The sequence below is a fragment of the Actinomycetospora cinnamomea genome, from assembly GCF_003096675.1.
Lineage (GTDB): Bacteria > Actinomycetota > Actinomycetes > Mycobacteriales > Pseudonocardiaceae > Actinomycetospora > Actinomycetospora cinnamomea.
Map to the genome: position 1 here is coordinate 321,639 of NZ_QEKW01000005.1, position 12,906 is coordinate 334,544.

Here is a 12,906-nt window from a genome sequence, read left to right on the forward strand (position 1 = left end):
CGGCCCCGGAGCGTGACGAGGAGCAGCAGGTCCGCTCGGAGGTCAAGCAGGGCGAGAAGGCCCAGCAGACCCCGGGCGAGGCCCGCAACGACGACCGCGGCCTGCGCAAGGTCCGTGAGGGCCTGGTCGTCTCGGACAAGATGGCCAAGACCATCGTCGTGAGCCTCGAGGACCGGGTGAAGCACCCGCGCTACTCGAAGGTCATCCGGCGCACGAAGAAGGTCAAGGCGCACGACGAGGAGAACACCGCCGGCCCCGGCGACCGCGTGCTCCTCATGGAGACCCGGCCGCTGTCGGCCACGAAGCGCTGGCGCCTCGTCGAGATCCTCGAGAAGGCCAAGTAACCGACAACCGGGGGGCTCCACCCCCCAACAGCCCCCCGGGAAGTGCGAGGACCGGCTTCGCCGGGCTGAAACCCCCACCGAACGACGTTCGGTGACAGGTCAGGAGAAGAAGTGATCCAGCAGGAGTCGCGCCTGAGGGTCGCCGACAACACCGGTGCACGGGAGATCCTGTGCATTCGCGTGCTGGGCGGGTCGTCCCGCCGGTACGCCGGTATCGGCGACGTCATCGTGGCGACGGTGAAGGAGGCCATCCCGGCCTCCGGGGTCAAGCGCGGTGACGTCGTCAAGGCCGTCGTCGTGCGCACCCGTAAGGAGAAGCGCCGGCCGGACGGTTCCTATATCAAGTTCGACGAGAACGCGGCCGTCATCATCAAGAACGACCGTGAGCCCCGCGGGACCCGCATCTTCGGCCCGGTCGGCCGCGAGCTGCGCGACAAGAGGTTCATGCGGATCATCTCGCTCGCGCCGGAGGTGCTGTAGCAGATGAAGGTCAAGAAGGGCGACACGGTCGTCGTCATCGCCGGCAAGGACAAGGGCGCCAAGGGCAAGGTCATCCAGGCCTACCCCGACCGCGAGCGCGTGCTCGTCGAGGGCGTCAACCGCATCAAGAAGCACACGGCCCAGTCGGCCAACCAGCGCGGTGCGCAGTCGGGCGGGATCGTCACCCAGGAGGCGGCCATCCACGTCTCGAACGTGATGGTCGTCGACGCCGACGGCAAGCCGACCCGCGTCGGTCACCGTGACGGCGGCGAGGGCGAGCCGAAGCGCGTGCGCATCTCGCGGCGCACGGGGAAGGACCTCTCGTGACCAGCCCAGGAACCCTCGAGGCAGCGCCCGAGACCACCCGCCCCCGGCTGCAGCAGCGCTACCACGACGCGATCAAGCCGGCGCTGGTCGAGCAGTTCGGGTACGCGAACCCGATGCTGATCCCCGGCATCGTCAAGGTCGTCGTGAACATGGGCGTCGGCGAGGCGGCGCGCGACTCGAAGCTGATGGAGGGCGCGGTCCGCGACCTCACCCTCATCGCCGGCCAGAAGCCGGAGGTCCGCCGGGCCCGCAAGTCCATCGCGCAGTTCAAGCTGCGCGAGGGCATGCCCATCGGTGCCCGCGCCACGCTGCGCGGCGCGCGGATGTGGGAGTTCCTGGACCGGCTGCTGACCATCGGCCTGCCGCGCATCCGCGACTTCCGCGGGCTGTCGCCCAAGCAGTTCGACGGCCAGGGCAACTACACGTTCGGTCTCACGGACCAGACGATGTTCCACGAGATCGACCAGGACTCGATCGACCGGCCGCGGGGGATGGACATCACCGTGGTCACCTCCGCGACGACCGACGAGGAGGGCCGGGCGCTGCTCCGCCAGCTCGGCTTCCCGTTCAGGGAGAACTGAGAATGGCGAAGAAGGCACTGGTCAACAAGGCCGCGCGCAAGCCGAAGTTCGCGGTGCGCGGCTACACCCGCTGCAACCGTTGCGGTCGCGCTCGCGCCGTCCTGCGCAAGTTCGGGCTCTGCCGCGTCTGCCTCCGCGAGATGGCGCACCGGGGCGAGCTCCCGGGCGTGAGCAAGGCGTCCTGGTGAGCGGGGTGAGCGTGGTGAGCGAGGAGGACCCCGCGCACCGCGACGACGCCCCCACCGAGGGTGAGGCCATCGCTCCCGAGCTTCTGCGCCTCATCCAGCGCGTCGCCCACCGCGAGCACCTGCTCGACGGTGCCCCGGCGGTGAGCACGCGCCCCCGTACGACCGCTCCGAGAAGCACTGGCAGCACGGCACGCCGCAGGCCCGCCATCGGGACCGCGCACAGCAGCACGACGACAGCCGCTGTGCGCGCCACCCGGGGAACCACGGCGAGGAAGGTGACCTGGTCATGACGATGACCGACCCGATCGCGGACATGCTCACGCGCATCCGCAACGCCAACTCGGCGTTCCACGAGAGCGCGATCATGCCGCACAGCAAGCTCAAGGCCCACGTGGCGCAGGTCCTGCTCGACCAGGGCTACATCGCGGGCTACCGCACCGAGGCCGCGACCGTCGGCAAGTCGCTCGTCATCGACCTGAAGTACGGGCCGAACCGCGAGCGCAGCATCGCCGGCATCAAGCGCGTCTCCAAGCCGGGGCTGCGCGTCTACGCGAAGTCGAACGAGCTCCCGCGGGTGCTCGGCGGCCTCGGCGTCGCGATCATCTCGACGTCCTCGGGCCTGTTGACCGACCGCCAGGCCCACCAGCGACGGATGGGCGGGGAAGTCCTCGCCTTCGTCTGGTAACGGCACCGGAGAGGAGGGCACCCACCATGTCCCGCATCGGCAAGGCCCCGATCACCGTGCCGTCCGGTGTCGACGTCACCGTCGACGGCCGGAAGGTCACCGTCAAGGGCCCCAAGGGCACCCTGAGCCACGAGGTCGACGAGCCCATCACGGTCTCGCTCGACGACGGCGTGCTCTCGGTGCAGCGCCCCGACGACGAGCGCGAGAGCCGCGCGCTGCACGGCCTCTCGCGCTCCCTGCTCAACAACCTGGTGCAGGGCGTCTCGCAGGGCTACGAGCGCAAGCTCGAGATCCACGGCGTCGGTTACCGCGTCCAGCTGCGCGGCTCGGACCTCGAGTTCGCGCTCGGGTTCAGCCACCCGGTCAAGATCACGCCGCCGGAGGGCATCACCTTCGCGGTCGAGAGCCCCACCCGGTTCTCGGTCCAGGGCATCGACAAGCAGCTGGTCGGCCAGGTGGCCGCCAACATCCGCTGGCTGCGCCGTCCCGACCCCTACAAGGGCAAGGGCGTCCGCTACGCCGGCGAGCAGATCCGCCGCAAGGTCGGGAAGACGGGCAAGTGATGGCTGCAGACACGGCGAACACCACCACCAAGGCCCGGGGGCACCTGGGCAAGAACGTCTCGGAGACCCGCCGCGCGGGTCGTACGCGGCGTCACGTCCGGCTGCGCAAGAAGATCGCCGGCACGCCGTCGCGTCCGCGTCTGGTCGTCACCCGGTCCACCCGGCACATCACCGCGCAGGTGGTCGACGACATCGCCGGCCACACGATCGCCCACGCCTCCACCATGGAGGCCGACATCCGCGGGATGGAGGGCGACAAGAAGGCCCAGGCCGCGAAGGTCGGGGAGCTCGTCGCTTCTCGCGCGCAGGCGCAGGGCATCGACGCGGTCGTCTTCGACCGCGGCGGTCGCCGTTACCACGGCCGCATCGCGCAGCTCGCGGATGCGGCCCGCGAGGGGGGCCTGCAGTTCTGATGCACATCCAGCCCCCCACGAACACGAACGGAAGGAACTCCTGATGCCGGGACGCACACGGCGCGACGGGCCCGCGGGCTCGGGCGCACAGGGCGGCGAGCGTCAGGGCGGCAGCGCCGGCCGGGACCGCCAGCAGGGCGGCCGCGACCGCTCGCAGGACCGCACCCCGCACCTCGAGCGCGTCGTCGCCATCAACCGCGTGGCGAAGGTCGTCAAGGGTGGCCGCCGCTTCAGCTTCACCGCCCTGGTCGTCGTCGGCGACGGCGACGGCATGGTCGGTGTCGGCTACGGCAAGGCCAAGGAGGTGCCGGCCGCGATCGCCAAGGGCGTGGAGGAGGCGAAGAAGAACTTCTTCCGCGTCCCGCGCGTCGGCGGCACCATCACCCACCCCGTGCAGGGCGAGGAGGCGGCGGGCGTGGTCCTCCTGCGCCCCGCCAGCCCCGGTACCGGTGTCATCGCCGGTGGTCCGGTGCGCGCGGTGTTGGAGTGCGCGGGCATCGCCGACGTCCTGTCCAAGTCGCTGGGCAGCCAGAACGCGATCAACATCGTGCACGCCACCGTGGCCGCGCTGAAGGCCCTGCAGGTGCCCGAGGCCGTCGCCGCCCGTCGCGGGCTGCCGCTCGAGGACGTCGCGCCGGCGCGCATGCTGCGCGCCCGCGCGGGACAGGGGGTCTGAGATGGCCGACCTCAAGGTCACCCAGACCCGGTCCGAGATCGGTGGCAAGCACCACCAGCGCGAGAGCCTGCGGAGCCTGGGGCTCCGGCGCATCGGCGCGAGCGTCGTGCGCCCGGACACCCCCCAGAACCGCGGCCTGATCAAGGCCGTCCGTCACCTCGTGACGGTCGAGGAGGTGGAGAACGGTGGCTGAATCGTCGACCGGGTCCCCGATCAAGCTGCACCACCTGCGTCCGGCGCCCGGGTCGAAGACCGAGAAGACCCGCGTGGGACGCGGTGAGGCCTCGAAGGGCAAGACCGCCGGCCGCGGCACGAAGGGCACGGGCGCCCGTAAGAACGTCCCGTCGTCCTTCGAGGGCGGCCAGATGCCGCTGCAGATGCGGCTGCCGAAGCTCAAGGGATTCCGCAACCGCAACAAGGTGGTCTCGCAGGTCGTCAACGTCGGCGACCTGGCGCGCCTGTTCCCCGACGGCGGCGAGGTCGGCCCGGCCGAGCTCGTGGCCGCCGGCGCCGTGCGCGCCGGCCACCCCGTCAAGGTGCTCGGCACCGGCGAGGTGGGCTCGGTGGCCCTGCGCGTGCGGGCGCACGCCTTCTCCGGCTCCGCGAGCGAGAAGCTCGAGGCCGCGGGCGGCAGCGCCACCGTCGTCGACTGACGACGTCCCCGTGACACCGACACCGGCCCCGTGCTGCTCCTCCCCAGGAGCGGCCCGGGGCCGGTGGTGTGTCCCCGTGTAGTCTCAGCCCGGGTCTGCACGACGAGACCCGGTCCGGCCGCCGGCGCCCCGCGATCGTGCCCGGCCGGTGACACCCGGCCCGCGCGGCCCGCCTCCGCGCCGTGGCCGAACGACATCTGGAGGTCCGAGTGCTCGGCGCCGTGCGGTCAGCCCTGACCACACCGGACCTGCGCAAGAAGATCCTGTTCACGCTCGGCATCGTCGCGGTCTACCGCCTGGGGGCCACCCTCCCGGCGCCCGGCGTCTCGTACTCGAACGTGCAGGAGTGCCTGCGGCAGGTCCAGGGCAGTGACGCGGCGAGCGTCTACTCGCTGATCAACCTGTTCTCCGGCGGGGCGCTGCTCCAGCTGTCGATCTTCGCGCTGGGCATCATGCCCTACATCACGGCCAGCATCATCGTGCAGCTGCTGACGGTCGTGATCCCCCGCTTCGAGCAGCTGAAGAAGGAGGGGCAGAGCGGTCAGGGCAAGCTCACGCAGTACACGCGCTACCTGACCATCGCCCTCGCGGTCCTGCAGTCGACGGGCATCGTGGCCCTGGCCGACCGCAACCAGCTCTTCCAGGACTGCGACCCCTCGCAGTTCCCGATCCTGCCGAACGCCGACATCTTCGACCTCGCGGTCATCGTCATCGTGATGACGGCGGGCACCGCGGTCATCATGTGGTTCGGCGAGCTCGTCACCGAGCGCGGCGTCGGCAACGGGATGTCGCTGCTGATCTTCGCCTCGATCGCGGCGCGCATCCCGGCCGAGGGCGGCAACATCCTCGCGAGCGCCGGCGGCGTCGCCTTCGCGGTGGTCTGCCTGTTCGGTCTGGTCATCATCGCGAGCGTCGTGTTCGTCGAGCAGGGCCAGCGGCGCATCCCGGTGCAGTACGCCAAGCGCATGGTCGGGCGGCGCATGTACGGCGGCACGTCCACCTACCTGCCGCTCAAGGTGAACCAGGCCGGCGTCATCCCGGTGATCTTCGGGTCGTCGCTGCTCTACCTGCCCGACCTGCTCTCGCGCATCACCGGCAACCAGGACTCGGGCTTCTCCCGGTTCGTGCAGACCTACCTGGCCAACCAGTCCAACTGGCTGCACATCCTGCTGTACTTCGCACTGATCATCTTCTTCACGTACTTCTACGTCTCGATCACGTTCAACACCGAGGAACGTGCCGACGAGATGAAGAAGTTCGGCGGGTTCATCCCCGGGATCCGCCCCGGGCGCCCCACGGCCGAGTACCTCAGCTACGTGCTGTCCCGGATCACCTTGCCCGGCTCGATCTACCTCGGCATCATCGCCGTCCTGCCGAACTTCTTCCTCGGCCTGACCGGTCAAGGGCAGAACCAGAACTTCCCCTTCGGGGGCACGGCTGTTCTGATCATGGTGGGCGTCGGGCTGGACACGGTGAAGCAGATCGAGAGCCAGCTGATGCAGCGCAACTACGAGGGCTTCCTGCGCTGAGCGCGGGGCCCGCGCGCCGGGTACAGACAAGACAACGGGTTACGTCGGGCGAAGGGATGTCGTCGTGAGGATCGTGCTGGTGGGCCCGCCGGGGGCGGGCAAGGGAACGCAGGCGACGCGGCTGTCCGAGCGTCTGGACGCCCCGCACATCTCCACCGGCGACCTCTTCCGCGAGAACATGAAGAACGAGACGGAGCTGGGCAAGGAGGCCCAGCGCTACGTCGACGCCGGTGACCTCGTGCCCGACGAGGTCACCGTGAAGATGGTCAAGGACCGTCTCGCCCAGCCCGACGCGCAGGAGGGCTTCCTGCTCGACGGCTTCCCGCGCAACGCGGCCCAGGCCCAGGAGCTCGAGAGCGTGCTGGACGAGCTGGGGCAGCGCCTGGACGCCGTGCTGGTCTTCGAGGTCGACGACGAGGAGCTGATCAAGCGCCTCACGGCCCGCGGACGCTCGGACGACACCGAGGAGACCATCCGCCACCGGCAGGAGGTCTACCGCTCCGAGACCGAGCCGCTCATCGAGCACTACCGGGACATCGCCGTGCGCGTGGACGCGGTCGGGTCGGTCGAGGAGATCACCGACCGCGCGATGGACGCGCTCGCCGACGAGCCCGACGACTGAGTGGGGACGGACCGCCGCCCCCTCGCCGAGCTCGTCTCGGCGCGGGTCGGGGGGCTCGCGGACCGTGTGCGGGGTCGCGCCGTGGAGATGAAGACGCCGGGCCAGATCGAGGCCATGCGCGCCGCCGGGCTCGTGGTCGCGGCCGCGCTCGCGGCGGTGACCGAGGCCGCGCGCCCCGGGACGAGCACCGCCGACCTCGACGGGATCGCCGAGGCGGTCATCCGCGACGCCGGGGCGGCGCCGTCGTTCCTGGGCTACCAGGGCTTCCCGGCCTCGCTGTGCACCTCGGTCAACGAGCAGGTCGTGCACGGCATCCCGGCGGCCTCGCAGGTGCTCGGTGACGGTGACCTCGTCTCGATCGACTGCGGGGCGATCCTCGAGGGCTGGCACGGCGACGCCGCGGTGACGGTGCTCGTCGGCACCCCTCGCCCCGAGGACGAGGCGCTGTCGGCGGCGTGCCGCGCGGCGATGTACGCCGGCATCGAGCGCCTCGTGCCCGGCGGGCGTCTCGGAGACGTCTCGCACGCCGTCGAGTCCGAGGCGCGGCGGTGCGCGGCCGCCGACGGCCGCGAGTACGGGATCGTCGCCGACTACGGCGGCCACGGCATCGGCACCTCCATGCACATGGACCCGTTCGTGCCGAACCTCGGGCGCGCCGGCTCCGGGCTGCGCCTGCGGCCGGGGATGGTGCTCGCGATCGAGCCGATGCTCACCGCGGGCACCGACGAGACCGACGAGCTCGACGACGGCTGGACCGTGGTCACCGCCGACGGCAGCCGCGCGGTGCACTGGGAGCACACGGCCGCCGTCACCGATGACGGTCCCCGGATCCTCACCGCGCCCGCGGACTGACGCGCTCGGTTCCCGCGGCGCCCGTGCTCCCCGGAGCGAGGGACGCCCTGGCTGCGTCGCAGGCAGCGGGGGTGACCCTCGCTGTGCGGCGGCGCCGTGCCCTCTCGGAAAGCGAAGGACGCCCTTGCTGCGTGGGAAGCAGCGGGGGTGACCCTCGCTGCCCACCATCGGGTGCCGCAAACTGGATAGCGGGACTATCCGCTCTCTGCTAGTCTCGGCCGCGAGACGAGCGAGTGGGGTGGTGAGCGTGGACGGGACGGGCCGACTGCGGGTGGCCGACGTCGATCGCGAGCGGGTGGCCGCGCGGTTGGCGCAGGCCCACGCCGAGGGGCGGTTGACCCTGAGGGAGTACGACGAGCGGGTGCGGGCCGCGCACGGGGCCGTGGTCGTCGCGGACCTCGCGCCGCTGACCGCGGACCTGCCGGACCTGCCGGACGCCGCGCCGCCCCGGGACCGCGCGCCCCGGCGTCCCGGCCCGTCGCCGCTGCGGGCCGCGGTCGCGGTGTGGGCGGCGGTGTCGGCGCTCAACGTCGTGATCTGGCTGGCGGTGGTCGCCGGCACCGCGGAGCCCGTGGCACCGTGGTGGATCTGGGTGGCCGGGCCCTGGGGCCTCGTGCTCGCGGTGGGCGCCCTCGCGGGACGCGTCGGCCTCCCGCTGCCCGGGCCGTGCGGGAGCGCGCCGCTGCGGCGGTGATCCGCGGGGAAGGCCCCGGTGACGGACGTCCCGACACGCCCCGCGTACACTCGACAGCTGGTGCGCGTGTCGTGCCGGTCCCGCGCGCTCGTGTGTCGGTCCCCGGTCCGCTCGCGTGCTCGGTCCCTCCGGAACCTCCGTCGCCCGGCGTCGGTGCGCCCGGCCGGGACGCCAGCGTACGTCGAGAAGAATGCGGAGGACATGGCGAAGAAGGACGGCGCCATCGAGGTCGAGGGCCGGGTCATCGAACCCCTGCCCAACGCGATGTTCCGGGTGGAGCTCGAGAACGGGCACAAGGTCCTGGCGCACATCAGCGGCAAGATGCGTCAGCACTACATCCGGATCCTCCCCGAGGACAAGGTCGTCGTGGAGCTGTCGCCCTACGACCTGTCGCGCGGCCGGATCGTCTACCGCTACAAGTGAACCCACGGGGGGCTCCGGCCCCCCGTGAGCCCCCCGGAGAAAGAGAAGGACGTGAAGGTCCAGCCGAGCGTCAAGCGCATCTGCGCGAAGTGCCAGGTGGTCCGCCGTCACGGGCGGGTCATGGTCATCTGCGACAACCTGCGCCACAAGCAGCGCCAGGGCTGACGCAGCCCGACCTGGGCACCGCGGCCCGCCCGGGCCGCACACAGGACAACCTCCCCGCACCTACGCCGGCTCGAGAGATCGATGCCCCGGCGGAGCACCCCCGGCACGGGAGGCCGGGGCCCGGACCCGCACAGCACGACGCGGCCCGGGACGGGCGGGGAGCCAGACCTCCCGGACGACACGAGGAGCACGTCGCCCCATGGCACGACTCGCCGGCGTCGACCTCCCCCGCGAGAAGCGGATGGAGATCGCGCTGACCTACATCTTCGGGATCGGTCGCAGCCGTTCCCGGGAGATCCTGGCCGAGACCGGCGTCGACCCCGACCTGCGGTCGAAGGACCTGTCGGACACCGACACCGCCGCGCTGCGCGCGTACATCGAGAACAACTACCGGGTCGAGGGTGACCTCCGCCGCGAGGTCCAGGCGGACATCCGGCGCAAGGTCGAGATCGGCAGCTACCAGGGCCTGCGGCATCGCCGCAACCTGCCGGTGCACGGGCAGCGGACGAAGACGAACGCCCGCTCCCGCAAGGGTCCGAAGAAGACCGTCGCCGGCAAGAAGAAGGCCACGCGCAAGTAGGGCGCACCGCCCCGCGGCGCAGCCGATCGAAGAACCCGAGCCAGGAGTATGTGAATGCCACCCAGGACCCGCCAGGGCGCGGCCGGGGCCAAGAAGGTCCGGCGCCGGGAGAAGAAGAACGTCTCCCACGGCCACGCGCACATCAAGAGCACGTTCAACAACACGATCGTCTCCATCACCGACCCGACGGGCAACGTCATCAGCTGGGCGTCGGCCGGCCACGTGGGCTTCAAGGGCTCGCGCAAGTCGACGCCGTTCGCCGCGCAGATGGCCGCGGAGAACTGCGCCCGCAAGGCCGCCGAGCACGGGATGAAGAAGGTCGACGTCTTCGTCAAGGGCCCGGGGTCGGGCCGCGAGACGGCGATCCGATCGCTGCAGGCCGCGGGCCTCGAGGTCGGGACGATCTCCGACGTCACCCCGCAGCCGCACAACGGCTGCCGCCCGCCCAAGCGTCGTCGAGTCTGAGGCGGAGAGGAGAACAGCCATGGCCCGCTACACCGGCCCCGCCACGCGCAAGTCCCGCCGCCTCAAGGTCGACCTGATCGGCGGCGACAAGTCCTTCGAGCGTCGCCCGTACCCGCCGGGGCAGCACGGCCGGATCCGCATCAAGGAGTCCGAGTACCTGCTGCAGCTGCAGGAGAAGCAGAAGGCCCGCTTCACCTACGGCCTGCTCGAGAAGCAGATGCGCGCCTACTACGAGGAGGCGAACCGTCGCGAGGGCAAGACCGGCGACGAGTTCCTCCGCCTCCTCGAGTCGCGCCTCGACTCGGTCGTCTACCGCGCCGGGCTCGCCCAGACCCGCCGCCAGGCCCGCCAGCTCGTGGGCCACGGCCACTTCCTGGTCAACGGCCAGAAGGTCGACGTCCCCAGCTACCGGGTGACGCAGTACGACATCATCGACGTCCGGGACAAGTCCCGGAACATGCTGCCGTTCGTGGTGGCCAAGGAGAACTTCGGCGACCGCCCGGTGCCCGGGTGGCTGCAGGTGGTCCCGGACTCGCTGCGCATCTTCGTCCACTCCCTGCCGGAGCGGGCGCAGATCGACACGCCGGTCCAGGAGCAGCTGATCGTCGAGTTCTACTCGAAGTAGGCGGACACGCGGGGGCTCCGCCCGCCGCGTGCCCCCAGCAGTACCCCCGGGTGCCAGTTCGGTGCACCGGGGTCGGGTTCGGCGTCAAATAGCGGACGCCGCATCGGAAAGGTTCTGAGTACGTGCTGATCTCCCAGCGTCCCGCTCTGTCCGAGGACGCCATCGACGACACCCGCTCCCGGTTCGTCATCGAGCCGCTGGAGCCGGGCTTCGGCTACACCCTCGGCAACTCGCTGCGTCGCACGCTGCTGTCGTCCATCCCGGGCGCGGCCGTGACGAGCATCCGGGTCGACGGGGTCCTCCACGAGTTCACCACCGTCCCGGGGGTGAAGGAGGACGTCACCGACATCATCCTGAACCTCAAGGAGCTCGTCGTGAGCTCCGAGGAGGACGAGCCGGCGACGATGTACCTGCGCAAGCAGGGTCCCGGCACCGTCACCGCGGGCGACATCGTGCCGCCGGCCGGTGTCACCGTGCACAACCCCGATCTGCACATCGCGACCCTGAACGACCAGGGCCGCCTCGAGGTCGAGCTGGTGGTCGAGCGTGGCCGTGGCTACGTGCCGGCCGCGCAGAACAAGGCCTCCGGCGCCGAGATCGGCCGCATCCCGGTCGACTCGATCTACTCGCCGGTGCTCAAGGTGAGCTACAAGGTCGAGGCGACCCGCGTCGAGCAGCGCACCGACTTCGACAAGCTCATCCTCGATGTCGAGACCAAGCCGTCGATGAGCCCGCGCGACGCGATCGCGTCGGCCGGCCGCACCCTGGTCGAGCTCTTCGGCCTGGCCCGTGAGCTCAACGTCGACGCCGAGGGCATCGAGATCGGGCCGTCGCCCGCCGAGGCCGACTCGATCGCCGCGTTCGCGATGCCCATCGAGGACCTCGACCTCACGGTCCGGTCCTACAACTGCCTCAAGCGGGAGGGCATCCACACCGTCGGCGAGCTCGTCGGACGGTCGGAGGCCGACCTGCTGGACATCCGCAACTTCGGTGCGAAGTCCATCGACGAGGTCAAGATGAAGCTGGCCGGGCTGGGCCTCGCGCTCAAGGACAGCCCGCCCGGGTTCGACCCGTCCGCCGCGGCGGCGGACTACCCGTCCGAGGGCTTCGAGTCCTACGGCTCCGACGGCGGCTTCGGCGGCTACGGGGTCCCGGACGACGACGGCCAGGACTACGCCGAGACCGAGCAGCTCTAGTAACCCAGCGACTCTGACGTGCTGCCCCCTCCCCGGCCCGTGCCACAGATCTTGGGCGTGGCCGGGGAGGAAAGGCGTCACGAGACAGGAGCAGTGACATGCCCCAGCCCTCCAAGGGCCCGCGGCTCGGGGGTTCCCCCGACCACCAGAAGCTGATGCTGGCCAACCTGGCCACGTCGCTGTTCACCCACGGGCGGATCCACACCACCCGCGCCAAGGCCGAGCGGCTGCGTCCCTACGCGGAGCGGCTGATCACCAAGGCGAAGAAGGGTGGCCTGCACAACCGCCGGATCATCGCCCAGCAGATCCGTGACAAGGACGTCGTGCACCGCCTCGTCGCGGAGATCGGCCCGTTCTTCGCGGATCGTCCCGGCGGCTACACGCGCATCGTCAAGACGCTGCCGCGCAAGGGTGACAACGCGCCGATGGCCGTGATCGAGCTGGTGAACGAGCGCACCGCCACCGCGGAGGCCTCGCAGGCGACTCGCACGGCCGCGCCGCCCAGGTCGCCGTCGGGTCCGGGCGCCCAGATCGGCGAGACCGCCACCGGTGCTGCGGCGACCGCGGCCACCATCGCGGCGGCCGAGGAGTCCGACCTCTCGCCGGAGACCGCCGGGCCCGGGGACGCCGGCGACGCGGTCGAGGCGCAGGAGAGCGTGGGCACCGGCGACGACGCGCCGGAGGTCCCCGAGGCCGAGCCCGCCGCGACCTCCGCCGGGCGTGACCCCTCGGAGGACGCCGACTCCGGTGCATCCGAGGGTGACACCGGCGCGTCCAGCGACCAGGACCCGTCGGAGGACGCCGACTCCTCGGCGACCACCGGGGACGACAAGTCCTGACCGACC

General features: G+C 71.1%; 22 protein-coding genes. All 22 read left to right on the forward strand.

The genetic code is table 11. From position 1 onward, the window contains the following. The first annotated feature begins 101 nt into the window (after positions 1 to 101). The 22 genes from rpsQ (at position 102) to rplQ (ending at position 12,900) form a co-directional block, all read left to right on the forward strand. Entirely contained in the window at positions 102 to 344 is a 243-nt protein-coding gene (gene rpsQ, locus C8D89_RS29740; RefSeq protein ID WP_116708554.1) for a 30S ribosomal protein S17, read from the forward strand. Positions 345 to 455: 111 nt separating this feature from the next. Then, positions 456 to 824, forward strand: a complete 369-nt coding sequence (gene rplN / locus C8D89_RS12780; protein ID WP_116708470.1) for a 50S ribosomal protein L14 — start codon at positions 456 to 458, stop codon at positions 822 to 824. A 3-nt stretch (positions 825 to 827) separates the two neighbouring features. Next, complete coding sequence (rplX, locus tag C8D89_RS12785; protein WP_116708471.1) at positions 828 to 1,151, forward strand: 50S ribosomal protein L24; 324 nt, start codon at positions 828 to 830, stop codon at positions 1,149 to 1,151. Next, positions 1,148 to 1,732, forward strand: a complete 585-nt coding sequence (gene rplE, locus C8D89_RS12790) for a 50S ribosomal protein L5 (RefSeq protein ID WP_116708472.1) — start codon at positions 1,148 to 1,150, stop codon at positions 1,730 to 1,732. The genes rplX and rplE overlap by 4 nt, the downstream gene beginning before the upstream one ends. A 2-nt stretch (positions 1,733 to 1,734) precedes the next feature. Beyond that, on the forward strand, positions 1,735 to 1,920 hold the full coding sequence (locus C8D89_RS12795; protein WP_116708473.1) for a type Z 30S ribosomal protein S14: 186 nt from the start codon (positions 1,735 to 1,737) through the stop codon (positions 1,918 to 1,920). 286 nt (positions 1,921 to 2,206) lie between these two features. Continuing rightward, positions 2,207 to 2,605: a 30S ribosomal protein S8 gene (rpsH, locus tag C8D89_RS12805; protein WP_116708475.1), complete on the forward strand. Its 399-nt coding sequence runs from the start codon at positions 2,207 to 2,209 to the stop codon at positions 2,603 to 2,605. A 26-nt stretch (positions 2,606 to 2,631) separates the two neighbouring features. Next, positions 2,632 to 3,168 (forward strand): 50S ribosomal protein L6, encoded by a 537-nt coding sequence (rplF, locus tag C8D89_RS12810; RefSeq protein WP_116708476.1) that lies wholly within the window; start codon positions 2,632 to 2,634, stop codon positions 3,166 to 3,168. Further along, on the forward strand, positions 3,168 to 3,581 hold the full coding sequence (rplR, locus tag C8D89_RS12815) for a 50S ribosomal protein L18 (RefSeq protein WP_116708477.1): 414 nt from the start codon (positions 3,168 to 3,170) through the stop codon (positions 3,579 to 3,581). Before rplF ends, rplR begins: the two co-directional genes overlap by 1 nt. A gap of 43 nt (positions 3,582 to 3,624) precedes the next feature. Then, the gene (gene rpsE, locus C8D89_RS12820; RefSeq protein WP_116708478.1) at positions 3,625 to 4,257 is read left to right on the forward strand and encodes a 30S ribosomal protein S5; all 633 of its coding nucleotides are present in this window, start codon (positions 3,625 to 3,627) and stop codon (positions 4,255 to 4,257) included. Position 4,258: 1 nt separating this feature from the next. Beyond that, positions 4,259 to 4,450: a 50S ribosomal protein L30 gene (gene rpmD, locus C8D89_RS12825; RefSeq protein WP_116708479.1), complete on the forward strand. Its 192-nt coding sequence runs from the start codon at positions 4,259 to 4,261 to the stop codon at positions 4,448 to 4,450. Then, the gene (gene rplO, locus C8D89_RS12830) at positions 4,443 to 4,910 is read left to right on the forward strand and encodes a 50S ribosomal protein L15 (RefSeq protein ID WP_243418054.1); all 468 of its coding nucleotides are present in this window, start codon (positions 4,443 to 4,445) and stop codon (positions 4,908 to 4,910) included. Before rpmD ends, rplO begins: the two co-directional genes overlap by 8 nt. Positions 4,911 to 5,119: 209 nt before the next feature. Next, entirely contained in the window at positions 5,120 to 6,439 is a 1,320-nt protein-coding gene (gene secY, locus C8D89_RS12835; protein ID WP_116708480.1) for a preprotein translocase subunit SecY, read from the forward strand. Positions 6,440 to 6,503: 64 nt separating this feature from the next. Then, entirely contained in the window at positions 6,504 to 7,061 is a 558-nt protein-coding gene (locus C8D89_RS12840; protein ID WP_116708481.1) for an adenylate kinase, read from the forward strand. Between the two features lie 87 nt (positions 7,062 to 7,148). Continuing rightward, positions 7,149 to 7,913: a type I methionyl aminopeptidase gene (gene map, locus C8D89_RS12845; RefSeq protein ID WP_116708556.1), complete on the forward strand. Its 765-nt coding sequence runs from the start codon at positions 7,149 to 7,151 to the stop codon at positions 7,911 to 7,913. A gap of 247 nt (positions 7,914 to 8,160) precedes the next feature. Continuing rightward, complete coding sequence (locus C8D89_RS12850) at positions 8,161 to 8,607, forward strand: DUF1707 SHOCT-like domain-containing protein (RefSeq protein ID WP_207787196.1); 447 nt, start codon at positions 8,161 to 8,163, stop codon at positions 8,605 to 8,607. A gap of 201 nt (positions 8,608 to 8,808) precedes the next feature. Continuing rightward, positions 8,809 to 9,030 carry a translation initiation factor IF-1 gene (gene infA, locus C8D89_RS12855; protein ID WP_030532868.1) on the forward strand — a complete coding sequence of 74 codons (222 nt, stop codon included), beginning with the start codon at positions 8,809 to 8,811 and terminating at the stop codon, positions 9,028 to 9,030. Between the two features lie 51 nt (positions 9,031 to 9,081). After that, the gene (rpmJ, locus tag C8D89_RS12860) at positions 9,082 to 9,195 is read left to right on the forward strand and encodes a 50S ribosomal protein L36 (protein ID WP_018330934.1); all 114 of its coding nucleotides are present in this window, start codon (positions 9,082 to 9,084) and stop codon (positions 9,193 to 9,195) included. Between the two features lie 199 nt (positions 9,196 to 9,394). After that, positions 9,395 to 9,775, forward strand: a complete 381-nt coding sequence (rpsM, locus tag C8D89_RS12865; protein WP_116708482.1) for a 30S ribosomal protein S13 — start codon at positions 9,395 to 9,397, stop codon at positions 9,773 to 9,775. Positions 9,776 to 9,829: 54 nt separating this feature from the next. Further along, positions 9,830 to 10,240, forward strand: a complete 411-nt coding sequence (gene rpsK, locus C8D89_RS12870) for a 30S ribosomal protein S11 (RefSeq protein ID WP_116708483.1) — start codon at positions 9,830 to 9,832, stop codon at positions 10,238 to 10,240. Between the two features lie 19 nt (positions 10,241 to 10,259). Next, positions 10,260 to 10,865 (forward strand): 30S ribosomal protein S4, encoded by a 606-nt coding sequence (gene rpsD, locus C8D89_RS12875; protein WP_116708484.1) that lies wholly within the window; start codon positions 10,260 to 10,262, stop codon positions 10,863 to 10,865. Positions 10,866 to 10,987: 122 nt separating this feature from the next. Beyond that, positions 10,988 to 12,061 (forward strand): DNA-directed RNA polymerase subunit alpha, encoded by a 1,074-nt coding sequence (locus tag C8D89_RS12880; protein ID WP_116708485.1) that lies wholly within the window; start codon positions 10,988 to 10,990, stop codon positions 12,059 to 12,061. 98 nt (positions 12,062 to 12,159) lie between these two features. Further along, positions 12,160 to 12,900, forward strand: a complete 741-nt coding sequence (rplQ, locus tag C8D89_RS12885; protein ID WP_116708486.1) for a 50S ribosomal protein L17 — start codon at positions 12,160 to 12,162, stop codon at positions 12,898 to 12,900. The last annotated feature ends 6 nt before the right edge of the window (positions 12,901 to 12,906 follow it).